This is a genomic window from Kangiella sp. (assembly GCF_014762745.1).
Taxonomy (GTDB): Bacteria; Pseudomonadota; Gammaproteobacteria; order Enterobacterales; family Kangiellaceae; genus Kangiella.
In genome coordinates, this window is record NZ_JABURJ010000015.1 from 28,217 (window position 1) to 45,167 (window position 16,951).

Consider the following 16,951-nt stretch of genomic DNA (forward strand, 5'->3'; position numbering starts at 1 on the left):
TTTATACAGGGCAAACCTATTGGTTTGCCCTAGAATTTAAAACGTTATTAGAAACTATTGATAGCCGCTGCACCTAGAGCCATCTGATAGACTATTTGACTGACTTTAGTCCATAGCTCCAAGCTATCCACTCTGTCAGTGTCCAGAGGCACAACAATGGTATCTCCTGGCTCGATGTCGGCTTCACTATGCGTTAACCAGGAAGACTTGTTTGGTAACACCACCGAGCCATCTGCTTTTACTATATAAATAGCTTCACTGTTTGAGGTCTCTTTCTCACCACCACTTCTTTCGATATAGTCTATGAAGTCCAAATTGGAGTTGTATAAATGCGATGTTGGTACCTGTACTTCGCCAACAACCGTAACTTCCTGTCTAAAGGCAGGAACAATTAACTTATCCCCATCTTTTAAAACCACGTCTGTGACTGAGCCTTCCAGAACCGCATTTACATCAATCACCAATCGCCCAGTAGCTTCTGTAGTATCAAGAACATCTAGCAAGGATTCGGCTTTTGCAACATCTGCGGATTTGCCAAGGTTTGATTGCTCAAGTTCGGTTGCTGCGATTTCTTGACGAAGTCTATCTTGCAAAAGTTTGATTTGTTCCTGCTCCCTTTCTCTCAACTCCTTTCTTGAAAAGATTGTCGCTTTCACGTGTGCAAATTCTGAGAAACCACCCACTCTTTTTATCAATTGCGATAAGGTTTCACCACGACGAATGGTGTACTGCCCCGGAAACTTTACTTCTCCAAGAACCTCCACTCTGGCCACATCCCTAAATTCAGGTGTTGCTTTAATCGTCACCTGATCGTGCGGTTTTAATTCAAGTTGAACCGTCCCTAAAAACTCTTGTTGCAAGTCAATAAGCATGTGGTGAACATCTGCTTGCTGAGGGTTGGTTAAATCTTGGCGAGTAACTTCAGCTTCTAAAGTATAAGCTGATTCCGCAAACCCTCCTGCTAATTGAATAAGGTCAACTATAGTCATGTCTTTTGATAGAGGATACTGTCCGGGGAACTTAACCGGCCCATCAATTGAAACAACTTTGGCTGGAGAGTTAAAACTGGCTTGATTGACCAGTTCTACATTAATCGACTTCAATACTTCCATCCTAAGTTCTTGAGTCAGCTCCGCTTTTAAGCTCGTTAGCTCTTGCTCAGTAAGGTAACTCTTTCCTTTTTCTTCCTTTTCAAAGTATTCCTCTAACTTCTTCTCCAAATCGTCCCTTTCTACAACATTAGGCAATACTACAAACCGATCTCTTGGTTCAAGCGAGAGGTTCTCCTTACTTGTGGGGTTTTGGAGTACTTCTCTTAGATTGACTTTTAGGGGCTGCAGATTACCTAAGGAATTAGTCTCACGGATAATCAGGGCTGCATCAATATTAGCATTCTGCTTAAGGTATTGAGCACTCGGCACTAAGTCACTAATGCGCATCCCTTTTTTCCATGCAACCAAGCCAGGACGCAGTACGTGACCTAAAAGTTCAACCACATTTTCATTTTTATCTGCAACAGGATAAATCTTTAGGAAATCACCATTTTTAATTGCAGTAGACTTTCCAGCTATTGTCATTAAGTCGATATCAACAGCTGTTTTTCTGTTTTTCTCATCTATTCTTTCAATTCGAACATCTTGCGCGTAAGCAGTTGGCAATAAACCGCCCGCCAGTTCTACCAATTCAGAAACTGTCTTTTCATCATTTATTTCATAAATAGCAGGGCGGACAACTTCACCGGCAATCGAAGCAGTCTTTTTTACTGAAGGAATAAAGATGACATCGCCAGATTGTAGGCGGCGATCTGCGCGTGTATCGCCTTTCAACAGGAAGTCATATAAGTCAATTGTACTGACAAGCTGTCCATTTCTTTTTAGTTGAATATTTCTTAATGAACCAACTTCTTTAACACCACCACTGACATACAGCGCATTCATAACGGTAGAGAGTGATGAAACTGTGTAAGCACCCGGCTTGTATGACTCACCAAGTATGAATACTTGGATTGATCTTAGCTCGCCTAGACTGATATTTGATTTGACCCCAATAAATTGTTCGCTAATTTGTTGTGTTAAAGATTCTTTTAATTCGGTGTAAGATAAGCCTGCTACATTAATTGGGCCTAATTGAGGAAATTGTATATCTCCACTTCGTGAAACGGTCAGCTCATAACTATTGTTTTCTTTACCATAGAGCTGAATCTTGATGACATCGCCAGGGCCAACAACATAATTTGATGGCACGGGGATATCGGTTACTGGTGTATAAGTGGTGGGCACACCCGCGAATAAATCATAACCGAACTTTTCAAGCTTTTGTTCAATCTTAGGTTTTTTTTCCGTCTCTTGCGTATCTTCCCCTGAGTCTTTAAGTTCTTTTTCTAAAGGAAACTGTTCTATTTCTCTGGGCAGAATGGAGCTTGCATTTTGTTGCTGACCATTACTACTAGAAGTCTGGTTCTTTAAAGACGCACAAAGAGCATCGACATCATAGCCAGCCGCTCTTGCCATCTCTCTTTGTTGTGCCGAAGCGTTCTCACATAGTTGCTTTGCTTGCGACAAATCTTGAGCTGCAAATGTTGATTGTGACAGTAATGCACTTAAAACAAATACAAAACCCAATGATATACCCAGTAACTTATTCATTGATAACAGGCCCTTTAACAATAAAGTATGGATTTAATAAAGACTCTTTGGTGTTATAGGTCAGGTCTTTAGTTTCCGAATTAGTATTTTCATCAAATATCACACAGCGACCACCAGCTGCATTTACTACTGCATGTGCAGCAGCTGTATCCCACTCGCAGGTGGGTCCTAAGCGAGGATACAAGTCTGCTTTACCTTCTGCAACAACACAAAGCTTTAGTGAACTCCCCATTGGAACCACTTTATAATCTGGAAATTGCTTTAAGTAACCAGCCATTGCATCTGACTGGTGGGATCTGCTGCCAACGATTCTAACGGGAGTTTCTGGGCGATCAGCTACCTTAATCTGCGCTAAATACCCTGCTTGTTGCATCCAGGCGCCTATTTCAGTCGTTGCATAATAAAGTGTATCGATCACTGGTGCATAGACCACACCAAGCACAGGTTCATTTTCATGGATAAGCGCAATATTGACGGTAAACTCACCGTTTTTCTTTATGAATTCTTTGGTGCCATCTAATGGATCAATAAGCCAATAGGTTGACCATGTTTGACGCTCTTGCCAGCTTATCTCAGCAGATTCCTCCGAAAGAATCGGATATCCAGCATCTAATTCCGCAAGCTCGTTCATAATATACTGATGGGAAGCCAGATCGGCCTCAGTGAGAGGAGATTTATCCTTTTTTTCGTAAACATCAAAGTCCTTTTCGTAGATAGCCATAATTTTTTGTCCCGCATTTATGGCTATCTCGTTAATTTTATTAATAAATTCCTGTTTTAAAAAAGATTGATTATCCATTTTATCCATATCATTCGGGTACGCTACCGCCCGTGGGTTTTGGTTCCCAAAGCACCATAGCAGCCAGCCCATCTGTTTGTTTTTTGTCCGCTTTTTTTACAAATTCTCAAATCGCGCGCTATTATAGTCAAATAGCTCACAATTGTAACCGCAAGATTTAATTAATTTCCGTCCATTTAGACTTTTTTTAATTTTGTATTCTCCAACTCCATCTCAGTCACCTTACCTAGGATCGTGAGTAGGACGATCGAACGTTCTTCACCGTTACTGATTTTGAAAACACCTTCGAGGTCTTTAAAAGGTCCATCAGTAATGACAACCTTATCGCCGGTTATAGGCGCATTGGTTTCAAGCTTAGTTTGTGTGGTATCGATTAGTTTCAGGTGTTCCAACACTGCTGGAGGCACTCTACCCGGCACTCCTCCAAATCGAACAAAGTCACGCACACCACGGGTAGAGCGGATTTTTGACCAATCCTGCCCATCCGTCTGCAGTTCAACGAATAAATAGCCGGGGAATAGTGGCTCTGAGACTTTTTGTCTTTTGCCTCGAATGATCTTCTCAACCTCTATCAAGGGCAAGACACAGCTAATCTTTTGATTTTTAAGGTGCTCTTCAGCCCTGAACTCTTGGCGTGGTTTAGAATGAATTAAATACCAGCCTGTTTCACAATCTATCACTTTCTAGCAACCTTTAGTTTTTTGTTAAATTCTTGATTTTTATTATTAAGGTCGGCTAAAACCCCTTCCAGACCTTTCTGATCAAAGGTTGTCTGGAAGTAATTCTGCTTCATTTTAACAAAGCTAATGCCTTGAAAACTAAAGTCATAAATAGTCCATGACCCGTCTTCTTTATAGATTTTCAGGTCAATGGCGAGATCTGGTAATGAGGGGCTGTCTAATACAACGGTTAGCCAGCCCTTATTTTGCTTAGCGTTCAGTCTAATGGAGTCTACCGTGGCAATCTGCCCCTGGTATTGACTCATGACTTCATAAAGATAACGACGCATGGTTTGCTCATAGGCACGAATCAGTTGCGACTCTTGCTCGGGATTTAATTGTGACCAGCGTTTAGCACCCAGCATGGCGCGAATAGTATTTTTCGCTGACCAGACTGTCAGTAAGTCATTATCAACAAACGCCATTAAGATCGAAGGGTTATGCAGGGCTTTTTCATGATTTTCCTGCATGAAAAGATTTATATTGTCTAATTTATGCTGAAAAAACTGCTTCAGGCCTTGTTTATCAAGGCTCGCCAGCGCTTGTTGACCGAAGAACAACAAAACAAGCAAGCTGTATCTGACTGTCTTTGTCATTAATACTCCCAGACCTTCACCTGTAAAATCAAAAACTTAAACAATATTATAAAATTATCGAACTACTATAGCCGTGTTTAATTAACCTCGGCTTAATGCTCTATTTTCAGTTGGCTATACAACCTTGAGCTTAGCGCCACATTGTAGCATCTGAGCAAGGAGTTAAACAAAGGTTCAATAAGCCTATTTTATTTTGTGAAAGGGTTTTCTTTTTATATTAAGGAACTTAGGGCGAACGCAGTTCGCCCCTACAGAGAGGGTGGTAATTTAGATTTTAGGTTGGTGATGCTCCCAAGAGGTGGAGAGCCAAACCCGCCCTCTGGTAGGTGCGACGAAGTAAATCCCAGCGAAGCCTTCTCTCTGAGTGCAGCAAAAAACGAGATGGGTTACGGCCAAGGCCTAACCCATCCTATATTGATATTCCACCTGTAAGATCTGAACACAAAATAGGGCCACGTTGATGGCGAATGCCATTCTCGACATACTTGTCATTCCGTACTCCGATACGGAATCTGCTCTTGGCTCTTAACGATCCGTAGACGGGTGATGCACCCAAAGGGCAGCCCCTGAGAGATCCCCACGATTTTAAAGCACGCATCTGCATTAATTTGGCAGTACAAAATTTAAAAGCAGATTCCCTAAAGGGATTCCCTTCGGTCGCCAGACTTTCGTCAGGCAGGCAATTCTCCAAGAATTGCCACTGCATTTCCCACATCCTTGTGGGTCAGATGACAGGTTTTGAGGTGAGCAGTTTGCTGGTGGCAATGGTCTTTTGGTAGTGTACCCTAGGGCAGGAGCAACGAAGAGAATCCAAGCGAAGGCTGCCCTTCTAGGTGCGGAATAAATCAGCTGGCCAGACTCGCTTCTCTGAGCTTTTGTATCTCGTCGCGAAGCTTAGCGGCTTTTTCAAACTCGAGGTTTTTGGCCAGCTCAAGCATCTGCTTTTCCATCTGGGCGATTTCTTTTACCGCATCAGCGAGTGATTTGACTTTGTATTGGCCCAGCTTTTCTGCCACTTTGCGACTTTTTTTGCTATGGCCTGTGTCCATGACATCGGTGATTTTCTTGCTGACACCAATAGGGGTAATGCCATGCTTTTCATTATATTCCTGCTGAATCGTGCGACGGCGGTTAGTTTCGCCAATGGCTCGCTCCATGGAGCCTGTAATTCTATCGGCATACAAGATAGCTTTACCGCTAAGATTACGCGCAGCACGGCCAATGGTCTGAATCAATGAACGCTCTGAGCGCAGGAAACCTTCTTTATCGGCATCAAGTATCGCAACCAAGGATACTTCTGGCATATCGAGACCCTCCCTCAGCAGATTGATACCGACCAGTACATCAAACTCGCCTAGACGTAAATCGCGAATAATCTCCATGCGCTCTACCGTGTCGATATCCGAGTGAAGATAACGCACGCGTACACCGTGTTCGGACAAATAGTCGGTCAGATCTTCCGCCATCTTCTTGGTCAGGGTTGTCACCAGCACACGCTCATTTATTTCTACTCGAAGGTGAATCTCAGAAAGTAGATCATCCACCTGGGTTCCGACTGGCCGCACTTCAACTTCTGGGTCAATCAGTCCCGTTGGACGCACCACCTGTTCGACAATTTGTCCGGCATGCTCTTCTTCATATTTACCGGGCGTTGCCGACACAAAAACAGTCTGTGGCGATATTCGTTCAAACTCTTCAAATTTTAAAGGTCTGTTATCCAGAGCCGCAGGCAGTCGAAAGCCGTAATTAACCAGAGTTTCCTTACGAGAACGGTCACCTTTATACATGGCGCCGATTTGCGACACTGTTACGTGGGATTCGTCGATAATCATCAAAGCATCAGGCGGTAAATAGTCCAATAAACAAGGCGGTGGCTCACCAGGCTGTGCGCCGGACAGATAACGTGAGTAGTTTTCGATGCCTGAGCAATAACCCAGCTCCTGCATCATCTCAATGTCAAACTTCACCCGCTGCTCAAGTCGCTGCGCTTCAACCAGTTTATTCTGCTCGTAAAACTGGGCGAGACGTTCTTTCAGATCCACCTTAATCTGCTCAATGGCGTCCAGAATCGTCTGGCGCGAAGTAACATAGTGGCTTTTCGGGAAAACGGTCACGCGAGTCAGACGCTTCAATACTTCACCCGTTAGCGGATCAAAGGTTTGAATGGTTTCCACTTCATCATCAAACAGCTCAATCCTTATTGCATGTTTTTCCGATTCGGCAGGGTAAATATCAATCAGATCACCTCGCACACGATAGGTAGCGCGCTGCAGGTCAAATTCGTTACGGGTGTATTGAAGCTCTGCCAGACGTCTAAGAATGAATCGCTGGTCAACCGCATCCCCTACTTTCAGGTGCATCACCATGCTGTGGAAAGCTTTCGGATCACCCAGACCATAAATGGCGGATACCGAGGCAACGATAATGGTATCTCGACGCTCTAATAAAGCTCGCGTCGCCGAAAGTCGCATTTGCTCGATGTGCTCATTGATCGACGAGTCTTTTTCGATAAAGGTGTCCGAAGCGGCAACATAGGCTTCCGGTTGATAATAATCGTAGTAGGAAACGAAGTATTCCACCGCGTTATTAGGGAAAAACTCCTTCATCTCGCCATACAGCTGTGCTGCCAATGTTTTATTGGGCGCCATAATAATCGCCGGGCGACCGCTTTGCGCAATCACATTAGCCATAGTGTAGGTCTTGCCAGAGCCAGTTACCCCAAGCAGTGTCTGGTGTGACAAACCGTCTTCTAGTCCTTCCAGCAACTGCTTGATGGCTTTGGGCTGGTCGCCCGCTGGCGGGAACGGCGATTGGATATCAAATTGTTGGCTCATGACTTTTACTTATACACTCTATGTAAAACAACGCTGCTAAAACTTGGGTGGGCGAAAAAGTTGGAGTATCATTGCCAGATATTCTCGCACACTCAACATCGATCAAACAAATTAAGGGGATACGGTGGCTATTCAACTTTCCGAACGTGTAAAACTTGTTAAACCATCACCAACGCTTGCGGTGGCAGCTAAAGCTAAGGAACTCAAGGCTCAAGGCCGTCCAGTTGTTGGATTGGGCACCGGTGAACCTGACTTTGATACACCGGAGCATATTAAGCAAGCGGCTATTGAAGCCATCAGAGGCGGCGCAACCAAATACACGCCAGTGGATGGTACACCTGAGCTAAAGCAGGCTGTTATCGACAAGTTCAAGCGTGATAATAACCTTGACTATCAAGCCAACCAGATCCTTGTATCATGTGGGGGCAAACAAAGTTTTTACAACCTTTGCCAGGCTCTAATCAATGACGGCGATGAGGTTATTATTCCTGCTCCCTACTGGGTTTCCTATCCCGACATGGCCATCCTGGCAGGCGGCAAGCCGGTCATCATTGAAACCACCATTGAGCAACACCTGAAAATCACCCCAGAGCAGTTGCGAAACGCCATTACTGACAAAACCAAATTGTTTGTCATCAATAGCCCTAGCAATCCGACCGGTGTTGCCTACAGCAAAGAAGAACTCAAAGCCTTGGCTGACGTTTTGCTTGAGTACCCGAATGTTGTAGTGGCCACTGACGATATGTATGAGCATATCCTTTGGACCGAACAACCTTTTGTGAACATCTTGAATGTCTGCCCTGAACTGTATGATAGAACAGTGGTTTTAAATGGTGTGTCCAAGGCTTATGCCATGACTGGCTGGCGCATTGGTTACGCTGGTGGCCCAGCAGACCTGATTGGCGCCATGAAAAAGATTCAGTCGCAAAGCACTTCGAATCCTGCTGCTCCGAGTCAGGCAGCGGCCACGGCAGCACTAGCCGGTGATCAGTCCTGCATTAAGCCAATGCTTGAAGCTTTCAAAAAGCGCCATGACTACCTGGTTCATGCTTTGAACAGTATCGAAGGAGTCACCTGCCTACCAAGCGACGGCACCTTCTACGCCTTCCCGAATATGCAGGGTTTAATCGACAAGCATGGCTGTGAATCTGATCTTGATTTTGCTGAGCTGTTGATTGAAAAAGTGGACCTGGCACTGGTACCTGGTTCGGCATTTGGCGCACCAGGCCACCTGCGTTTATCCTATGCTGCAAGCATGGAAACGCTTGAGGAAGCTATCGCAAGACTCAGAAAAATGGCCTAAATTTAAAAAAATTATCACTTGGGTGTTGACCGTTAAGCGAAATATGTCTATTATCTCGCCCCGTTCAGCACACAAAGTGATGAACGCAAAATTCCCCCTTAGTTCAGTTGGTAGAACGGTGGACTGTTAATCCATATGTCGCTGGTTCAAGTCCAGCAGGGGGAGCCATATTTAAAAGGCCTTACAGCAATGTAAGGCCTTTTTTGTTGCGCAATATAAAAGTTGTGTAGACGTCATGTAGGCGGCAGAAAAAATGTGCTCAATTGTAATGCAGGGAAGTTATTCGGCAAACGCTACTCACTTATGCAAGTAGCGTTTTCAGGGATGGTTTAACGCAACAGATTTTATCTCAACAGAATAAGTGGAATATTACTGTTGCTAATCATGGTTTGGGTATTACTGCCAACGAAGAATTGGCGAACGCGGGAATGCCCATAAGCACCCATGATCATCATTTCAATACCAACCTTATGGCGATAGGCTTTCAATGCTTCGATAACCTCGCCTTCAACTAATGCTGACTGGACAGTGTGGCCATGCTTTTTCAAAATCTCAGTGGCTTGGTTTAGGGCCTGATTATTTTTTTCGTTATCATCACCGACCATCACAATATGCCCTTCCAAACCTTTCAACAAAGGACTCGCGGCGACGCGATCAATAGCTTTGTTGGCAGTATCGCTACCATCATAAGCAATCATGTAGTTCTTCGGAGCTTTGAACTCTCCTACCGCAACCAGAATCGGCACATGCATGGCGCGGATAACGCTTTCCAGCTGCGAGCCAATAGTATGGGCTGAAATATCATGATCTTCGCCCAAGCGCCCAATAACCAATAAACGCATACTGGATTCGAGTTCTGTTAATGACTCAAGCAGACTGCCATGACGCTGTTGCATCAGGACATTAGTAGCACCCTGCTCCACAGCACGCTGACGTGCATCTTCCAGCATATGCTTACCATGCTCCAACGCAATCCGGCTACGCTTCTCATCAAGCTCGGTTAGCTGCTCTAGCAGGGATTCTCGAGCACCCAGTCCAATTGAACCAGAAAGGTTTTCATTTTCAGGGCTGACTGTTTTTTCCAGTACATGGAGCAGATTCAAAGGTGCTTCCAGCTTTTTGCTCGCCCAGACCGCTGCGTCACACACCGAAGCTGACATGGCAGAGCCATCAATACAGGCAATTATATTTTTCATATCATTCTCCTCAGGTGCAGACTAGTGTCCAGACATCAGCTTTTCAACCTCTTCCGGTTTATCATAAATACTAAACTTATCGACAACCGTTTTTGAGGCTTCATTCAGTCCAATTACATTAACATGAGTGCCCTCACGACGGAACTTGATAACGACCTTATCCAACGCACCAACCGCAGTGATATCCCAGAAGTGGGCATGCGTCAGATCAATGGTGACTTCTTCAATGGCTTCCTTAAAGTCGAAAGCACCAATAAACTTCTCCGAGGAAGCAAAGAACACCTGACCAACCACCTCATAGTAGCGTGAACTCACGTTTTGCTCATTCGTACGTTTAATGATCATAAAGCGGCCAATTTTATTGGCAAAGAATAGCGCCGCCATCAAGACACCAACGAATACACCGATTGCCAGATTATGAGTTGCGACAACCACGACGACGGTTGCTACCATCACCAGATTGGTAGACATCGGGTGTTTTTTGAGATCTTTAATAGATGACCATGAGAAAGTACCGATTGAGACCATGATCATTACCGCAACGAGTGCGGCCATCGGAATCAAGCTAATCCACTCATCCAGAAAAACCACTAAAACAATAAGAACAGAGCCTGCAATAAAGGTCGACAAACGCCCACGACCACCTGACTTAACATTAATCACAGACTGACCAATCATGGCACAGCCCGCCATACCGCCCATCAAACCGGCACCAATATTGGCAATACCCTGACCTTTACACTCGCGATTCTTATCGCTCGGTGTATCGGTTAAATCATCGACAATGGTAGCTGTCATCAACGATTCTAGAAGACCGACTACAGCCAATGCCGCCGAAGTTGGGAAAATAATCATCAATGTTTCCAGGTTCAGAGGAACATCAGGCCACAAGAAGATTGGTAAGGTATCAGGCAATTTACCTTTATCTCCGACCGTCGGTATATCCCAACCCAGCGCCACTACAGCGATAGTAATTCCGACAATACAAATCAAAGGCGACGGAAGAATTTTTCCGATAACAGGGATCAGAGGAAATAAATAGATAATGGCCAAACCTACCGCGACAAAGAAATACACATGCCAGGTAACATCAATCAGTTCGGGAATCTGCGCCATAAAAATCAATATCGCCAGAGCATTAACAAAACCAGTAACCACCGAGCGGGAAACAAAACGCATCAGCCCATCAAGACGAAGATAGCCTGCAGCGATTTGTAAAATACCGGTAAGAACCGTAGCAGCCAACAAATATTCAAGTCCATGCTCTTTGACCAGCGTCACCATAAGCAAAGCCATAGCGCCGGTTGCTGCCGAAATCATGCCCGGACGACCGCCAACAAAGGCAATGATAACCGCGATACAGAAAGAGGCATAAAGGCCAACCTTAGGGTCAACTTCAGCAATAATTGAAAAAGCGATAGCCTCTGGGATTAAAGCCAGAGCAACCACTAAACCGGCAAGCAGATCGCCTCTGATGTTTGAGAACCAGTCTCTTTTGATAGTTTGTAACATTGTAATAACCGTAAAATATGAATCACGACTGTTAAGCCGTATTTAAAAACAAGCAGGAAATACTCGCAGCCAGGGGCGAGCCAATTGATAACTAGAGGTGTTATCTAAGGGAATAAGTGTGCGCTATGGCGGACTAATGAGCATTAAAACTCGGTTCTGGCTAAAAGGAGCGCGGAGTTTACCAGCGAGGATAGTCAATTACAAATTAACTTGATTGCCTCAGGAGCTAAGATTAGTAATGTCGGTAGCCGCTTGGCTGGGTCTCCCCCTTCGGGGATTTCCGACCTACGGAGTGAAGCATGAGCAATTGTTGGGATTCACTCTGTTCATCCCCACCTACATCCACCCAAAGTACTTTGGCCTGCTACAGGCATGATCGTCCACTCTAAAGTGGCTAAATATTTTGGGCAAAAAAAAAGCCGAGAACGAATCTCGGCCAAATCCCACCATATAGCTGAAGGAAAACTGATTAGGGGTATGCCCTATTTCTGAAATGGAAACTTTTGCTTCAATACGATTCAATACTTTATTTGTCTTCCACTCTGTGATACAAATAGCTATCGAATGCATTTCAGAACTTGGTTTAAATAATAATGCAAATATGCATACAAATCAAACCGAATTTGCATCTTTTTTAGGAAATCTGAATGAGCGAAATAATTGATCAACTAAAACAGCTTATGCAAAGCCTTGGAGAAACGGATTATTCCATGCAGCATAAGGCTCACATCAGCCAATCGACCATTTATCGTATTTTAGAGGGGAAAACATCTGATCCAGGTGTTCATAAAATCGATGGTTTGGCTAGAGCGCTTGGATATAGGCTGGCTCTGGTTCCAATGAGCGAATACTATACTCAGGTAGATTATGGTGCAGAGGTTGACACACTTGGCAAAATCATCGCCTTAGTAGAGTCACTATCAACAACTCGCGGTATTAACCTTACTCCTGAAGAGAAAGCAGAATTAATCCTCCAAAACTATCGTGCTAATAGCAGTAAAGAAGAACTTGGGGTTAGAATCGCCAATTTGAAGTAGCTTTCTATTAGCTATTAGAGTTAGCCAAAAGAATTTTAAACAGATAAACCAAAGGCCTGCAATTGCAGGCCTTTTTTGTACTTTGAAAAATTATTGGTATTAAGTTCTAGTGAACTCTGTTGGCGCTTTAGTGCTTTGTAGCTGAATAGGCTTTAAGAAACCACGTGATTGAATAATACGTCGATTATTGGTTTCAAACTCCTGTAGCTTTTGGTTCCACAACAGAATCTCACGCAACTTATCTTTCTCAGGTAAGTTGCTAGACTCAATCTGTGAATATTCCTGGAGCAAACGCAAACCAATCATATCAGCTCGTTGGAAAGCTGATAGATCTATAACGTTGCCATTAGACTCATATTCGCTATCTAGCGAATACTCATCATAAGGAACGTCGATTCGTCCGCGGTAAGCTTTCAGGATTAGCCAAAACAGCGCTGCTGCGAACGCTGCTAACACTAAACCGTAGGCCAAAAATAGTAATGCCATTGATTTTTCTTCCTAATGTTACCACCAGCTGTTTAGCCACTGGTGTTAATAAAGCTAATATGATGCAGATGTTTACGGCATTCAGCGTATAGCTTTGTATGCCTTTTATTATTTCGAAATCTGTATAGTGTCTTTCTATAAAACGGATTAAGTGAAATCCAATTGCAAGAATAGTTAGCACACTTACTGCAAACTCTTCTTTTAAAACTCTACCAGTGGTCACTGCTCTATAAGCCACATAGAGTAGTATCAATATATCTGTGACCATCCACGATATATACCATATAAACTTTGCTTCTGTATGATTCCAAAGAATTGGAGTAATAATCCAATTTATAAACTGAATTACAACAATTGCCATACAAAACTGAACAAGCCTTGAGTTCTTTGTAAATGCCAAATGCAAAATTAAACACCCCACAAGCGATAAAGTAAAAATATCGCTCGTGAGGTCAAGTAAGTTATACTGATTTACAAAGTTTTGAATCAATTCTCTTTCTCTTTATTTGGGTTATCACCTGGGTCACCACCACCACCACCAGTGAAAACATGCACTATTGGTGTTTCTTCAAACGCAGGCGCTTCAAAATTTTGTGGTTCTGAGATAGATAAATAGCAGATCATAGCGATAGTTTCAAACATAATATTTTCCTCTTAAGTAGATGATTTAGTAAAAAAAAGCCTATAGAATTTACTCACATAGCATTTAGAAAAACAAATTGCACGGGGAACGTTAACTAACTCATTGCTTTTAAAAGAATTTCCTAACAGCTCTCATTTTTGCAATCCATTTACTCTGTACAAATTTTAGCCACAGTTGATTATTAAAAGTGTGAACTAAATTTTACATTTGATAAAAATATTTTATGAGTCGATTTCTTAAAAAATACGCATTCGCATTACTCTTAAGTCATATTTGCATTATTAGCTACCTACTTTTGCCTCAATCTAACTTATGGATGGCTTATGATCGACCCCTTGTCGAAAATGGACAGTGGTGGCGCTTTATTACAGCAAACCTGGTTCACCTTGGTGGCTGGCATACCATTATGAACTTAGCCAGTCTTTGGCTGATTAGCTTTATCTTTCAGCCACTGTTAAAAATGTCTCACTGGATTGGTTGGGTGCTACTGCTTTACTTTGTTAACATCTTGGCGATGCATCTATGGACCCCACATATTATTCACTACGTTGGTATGTCCGGGGCTCTATACGGATTGATTGCGGCATGTGCGACTGCAGAGCTAAGACTTGGTGTAAAAATCAGTGGTGTACTGCTGATTATCGTCGGCATAAAAATCTTTTTGCCACAAATTGTTGGTGTTGAATCTGAATATGATGAATTTTTAGGTGGGGCAGTGGTTGAAGAGTCTCATATTATAGGCTTTATTCAGGGGATCATTCTCGGTCTCTTGTGGCCTAAGCAATTACTGAACGGGCCAGTGCTTCAGTCAATCCTCAAATCAAACAAGTCTAAAGAATAATTAACAACTCATCTGTATTCTCACAAACCAATAAAAAAGCCCAAATCACTTTGGGCTTTGATAACGAATATTTAGAGCTTAATTTTGCTTTTGTTCTTATCGACCGTTTTCTGGCCAATGCCTTTCACTGCTGTCAGCTCATTGGCCGATTTGAATGGACCAAACTTCTTCCGGTAATCGATAATGGCCTCAGCCTTCTTTTGACCTACACCAGTTAATACTTTTGAAAGCTCTTTGGCATCGGCAGTATTAATATTGACTGTTGAGACTTGCTCAGAGGCTCCCTTGCCATTGGCAGCAGCCAAACCGCCTGGTTCCTTGGCGGCTAATGTTTGTGAGCTTACAGCTAATAATAGTGAAAGAATTAAAGCGAGTTTTTTCATGGTTATCTCCTTGTTTTTAATATCCTTTTGTCGCTTTGATGCGACAGGGTGGAGAATATTATTTAGAGATAATGATTACAACTAGCTTACGATGCTTTCAGAAATATCGTACAGGGCTTTTAGCGGATCGCTAGCTTTTGTTATTGGGCGACCTATAACTAGATAGTCCGAACCAGCAGCTACCGCCTGCTCAGGGGTCATTATGCGGCTTTGATCACCGATTTCACTGCCTGGAGGGCGAATACCTGGCGTGACTAACTTAAACTCTTGCCCCAGCTGCTCTTTGAGTCGCTTTGCTTCCCAGGCAGAACAAACCACACCATCCAGACCAGCGGATTTTGAGATACTTGCCAGATGCTCTACCTGTTCCGGCAGATCGCGCTTGAAGCCTATTTCACTATAGGCAACTTCATCCATACTGGTTAAAAGAGTTACCGCTATCAACAGTGGGCGGTTGTCGCACTCTTCTATGGCCTGACAAGCGGCGTGCATCATTTTACTGCCGCCTGAGGCGTGAACGTTAACCATCCATACCCCAAGCTCAGCAGCGGCCTTACAGGCCTTTGCAACCGTATTCGGAATATCGTGAAACTTGAGGTCTAGAAAGACCTTAAACCCTTTACCAACCAATTGCTTAACAAACTCGGGGCCAAACAGGGTAAACATCTCTTTGCCGACTTTTAAGCCACACAGCTCGGGTTTTAACTTATCAACTAGTTCAAGTGCCTCTTGCTGATTATCGTAATCCAGCGCAACCAGAATTTTAGGATCGGACATTGTATTACTCGCCTTCTATACCTTTAATGGGTTTAACAGAGCTCCACTCTTTACAGCTTGGGCATTGCCAGTAGATCGCTTTGGTGTGGAAACCACAGTTCTGGCACTCATAACGGGGCTTTCTTTGCAACAATTTTTCAACGATACCATCCAATAGTTGTAAACTTGGCTTTGCTGTATCCTGAGCATGCTCAATATGTAATGAAATCAGCCGGTGCAAGCCTTTCAATGAGGGCTTCTCCTGCAAATAATGGCCAATTAAGAGGGCTGCCGCCTTATCCCCCTGCTCCTTTTGGACAATCTTTGACAGCTCAATAAGTAAAGAAACACCGGCGTCCTGCTCGAGACTTTCATTCAGGAACTGTTTATAGCCTTTGTCATCATGCTGCGCGCTGTAAGCCTCAGCAATTTTTGGTAAGGCTTCCGGTAAAAAGGCAATGTCCTGTTTAAGAATACGCTGGTAGGATTTAATGGCCTGCTTATAGTTATTTTGCTGTAGGTAAATATCACCTTGCAGCATACTGGCCCGGACTGAGTCGGGATTGATGGATAATGCTTTTTTCAGATTTGCCAGCGCGGCCTTGATGTCTCCTTCTCCTCGTTTCTGATCAGCCAGCTCGCAATAAAAATGGGCCAGAGGCTTGGATTGCTCTTCCCCCATCGAAGATTGGAGCTGTTCGGCTATTTTAGCCGCCTGGTCCCAGTCTTTAGTTAGCTGATAGATGTTCAGGAGTTGATGCAGAGATTCAGACTTATGCTCAGGGTCGGATAATAGCTCGTTAAACAGGCTTACTGCCCTGTCATACATTCCGACAGCATTGTAATCGAGTCCTAGCTGATACAGAGCCGTGTTGCGATCTTCGGTTTTAAGCTGAGGACGTGCAATGAGGTTTTGATGTAGACGAATGGCACGGTCAACCTCACCTCGTTTACGGAAAAGATTGCCCAGTGCAAGATGCGTTTCAACTGTATCAGTATCAACTGTAAGCAAGTCTATAAAAGTATCGACCGCCTTATCTGCCTGCTCGTTCAGGAGATAGTTTAAGCCTTTGATATAATTACTGGACAAGCTGCCGTTGGAGCTGCTCTGTTCTTTACGTTGCTTACGGCCGAGTCGGTAGCCTGAAAATGCGGCAATGGGAAGTAGCGCCAGCACCCCATATAAAAACCAATCATTCAT

Annotated in this window: 15 protein-coding genes and 1 tRNA gene; 4 read left to right on the plus strand and 12 right to left on the minus strand. The window is 43.7% G+C overall.

Going from position 1 to position 16,951, the window contains the following annotated elements:
* Positions 1–47: 47 nt before the first annotated feature.
* The 5 genes from HUJ19_RS00405 to uvrB form a co-directional block, all read right to left on the minus strand.
* Entirely contained in the window at positions 48–2,645 is a 2,598-nt protein-coding gene (locus HUJ19_RS00405; RefSeq protein WP_290621598.1) for an SLBB domain-containing protein, read from the minus strand.
* Complete coding sequence (cysQ, locus tag HUJ19_RS00410; RefSeq protein WP_367273945.1) at positions 2,638–3,444, minus strand: 3'(2'),5'-bisphosphate nucleotidase CysQ; 807 nt, start codon at positions 3,442–3,444, stop codon at positions 2,638–2,640. The genes HUJ19_RS00405 and cysQ overlap by 8 nt, the downstream gene beginning before the upstream one ends.
* A gap of 176 nt (positions 3,445–3,620) precedes the next feature.
* Complete coding sequence (gene rfaH / locus HUJ19_RS00415) at positions 3,621–4,124, minus strand: transcription/translation regulatory transformer protein RfaH (RefSeq protein ID WP_290621600.1); 504 nt, start codon at positions 4,122–4,124, stop codon at positions 3,621–3,623.
* Positions 4,121–4,759: a phospholipid-binding protein MlaC gene (locus HUJ19_RS00420; protein WP_290621601.1), complete on the minus strand. Its 639-nt coding sequence runs from the start codon at positions 4,757–4,759 to the stop codon at positions 4,121–4,123. Before HUJ19_RS00420 ends, rfaH begins: the two co-directional genes overlap by 4 nt.
* Positions 4,760–5,604: 845 nt before the next feature.
* Positions 5,605–7,593 carry an excinuclease ABC subunit UvrB gene (gene uvrB, locus HUJ19_RS00425; protein WP_290621602.1) on the minus strand — a complete coding sequence of 663 codons (1,989 nt, stop codon included), beginning with the start codon at positions 7,591–7,593 and terminating at the stop codon, positions 5,605–5,607.
* A gap of 124 nt (positions 7,594–7,717) precedes the next feature.
* Between uvrB and HUJ19_RS00430 the strand changes: the two genes are divergently transcribed.
* Both HUJ19_RS00430 and HUJ19_RS00435 read left to right on the plus strand, forming a co-directional pair.
* Complete coding sequence (locus HUJ19_RS00430; protein ID WP_290621603.1) at positions 7,718–8,896, plus strand: pyridoxal phosphate-dependent aminotransferase; 1,179 nt, start codon at positions 7,718–7,720, stop codon at positions 8,894–8,896.
* A 92-nt stretch (positions 8,897–8,988) separates the two neighbouring features.
* Positions 8,989–9,064: transfer RNA gene (locus HUJ19_RS00435), tRNA-Asn, on the plus strand.
* Between the two features lie 176 nt (positions 9,065–9,240).
* Here the strand turns inward: HUJ19_RS00435 and HUJ19_RS00440 are convergent.
* Both HUJ19_RS00440 and HUJ19_RS00445 read right to left on the minus strand, forming a co-directional pair.
* Positions 9,241–10,092: a universal stress protein gene (locus HUJ19_RS00440; protein WP_290621604.1), complete on the minus strand. Its 852-nt coding sequence runs from the start codon at positions 10,090–10,092 to the stop codon at positions 9,241–9,243.
* A gap of 21 nt (positions 10,093–10,113) precedes the next feature.
* Complete coding sequence (locus HUJ19_RS00445) at positions 10,114–11,604, minus strand: SulP family inorganic anion transporter (RefSeq protein WP_290621605.1); 1,491 nt, start codon at positions 11,602–11,604, stop codon at positions 10,114–10,116.
* Between the two features lie 647 nt (positions 11,605–12,251).
* Between HUJ19_RS00445 and HUJ19_RS00450 the strand changes: the two genes are divergently transcribed.
* Positions 12,252–12,641, plus strand: a complete 390-nt coding sequence (locus HUJ19_RS00450) for a helix-turn-helix domain-containing protein (RefSeq protein WP_290621606.1) — start codon at positions 12,252–12,254, stop codon at positions 12,639–12,641.
* 99 nt (positions 12,642–12,740) lie between these two features.
* Here HUJ19_RS00450 and HUJ19_RS00455 read toward each other — a convergent pair whose 3' ends face one another.
* On the minus strand, positions 12,741–13,127 hold the full coding sequence (locus HUJ19_RS00455; RefSeq protein ID WP_290621607.1) for a hypothetical protein: 387 nt from the start codon (positions 13,125–13,127) through the stop codon (positions 12,741–12,743).
* Between the two features lie 486 nt (positions 13,128–13,613).
* Positions 13,614–13,769 (minus strand): hypothetical protein, encoded by a 156-nt coding sequence (locus HUJ19_RS00460; RefSeq protein ID WP_290621608.1) that lies wholly within the window; start codon positions 13,767–13,769, stop codon positions 13,614–13,616.
* Between the two features lie 296 nt (positions 13,770–14,065).
* Between HUJ19_RS00460 and rrtA the strand changes: the two genes are divergently transcribed.
* Positions 14,066–14,611, plus strand: coding sequence for a rhombosortase (rrtA, locus tag HUJ19_RS00465; RefSeq protein WP_290621609.1), 546 nt, complete (start codon positions 14,066–14,068; stop codon positions 14,609–14,611).
* A gap of 71 nt (positions 14,612–14,682) precedes the next feature.
* On the opposite strand, the gene HUJ19_RS00470 is transcribed toward rrtA, so the two are convergent.
* From HUJ19_RS00470 to lapB, 3 genes are all read right to left on the minus strand, one after another.
* Positions 14,683–14,994 carry a helix-hairpin-helix domain-containing protein gene (locus HUJ19_RS00470; protein WP_290621610.1) on the minus strand — a complete coding sequence of 104 codons (312 nt, stop codon included), beginning with the start codon at positions 14,992–14,994 and terminating at the stop codon, positions 14,683–14,685.
* An 81-nt stretch (positions 14,995–15,075) separates the two neighbouring features.
* Complete coding sequence (gene pyrF / locus HUJ19_RS00475) at positions 15,076–15,771, minus strand: orotidine-5'-phosphate decarboxylase (RefSeq protein ID WP_290621611.1); 696 nt, start codon at positions 15,769–15,771, stop codon at positions 15,076–15,078.
* A gap of 4 nt (positions 15,772–15,775) precedes the next feature.
* Positions 15,776–16,951 (minus strand): lipopolysaccharide assembly protein LapB, encoded by a 1,176-nt coding sequence (gene lapB / locus HUJ19_RS00480; RefSeq protein WP_290621612.1) that lies wholly within the window; start codon positions 16,949–16,951, stop codon positions 15,776–15,778.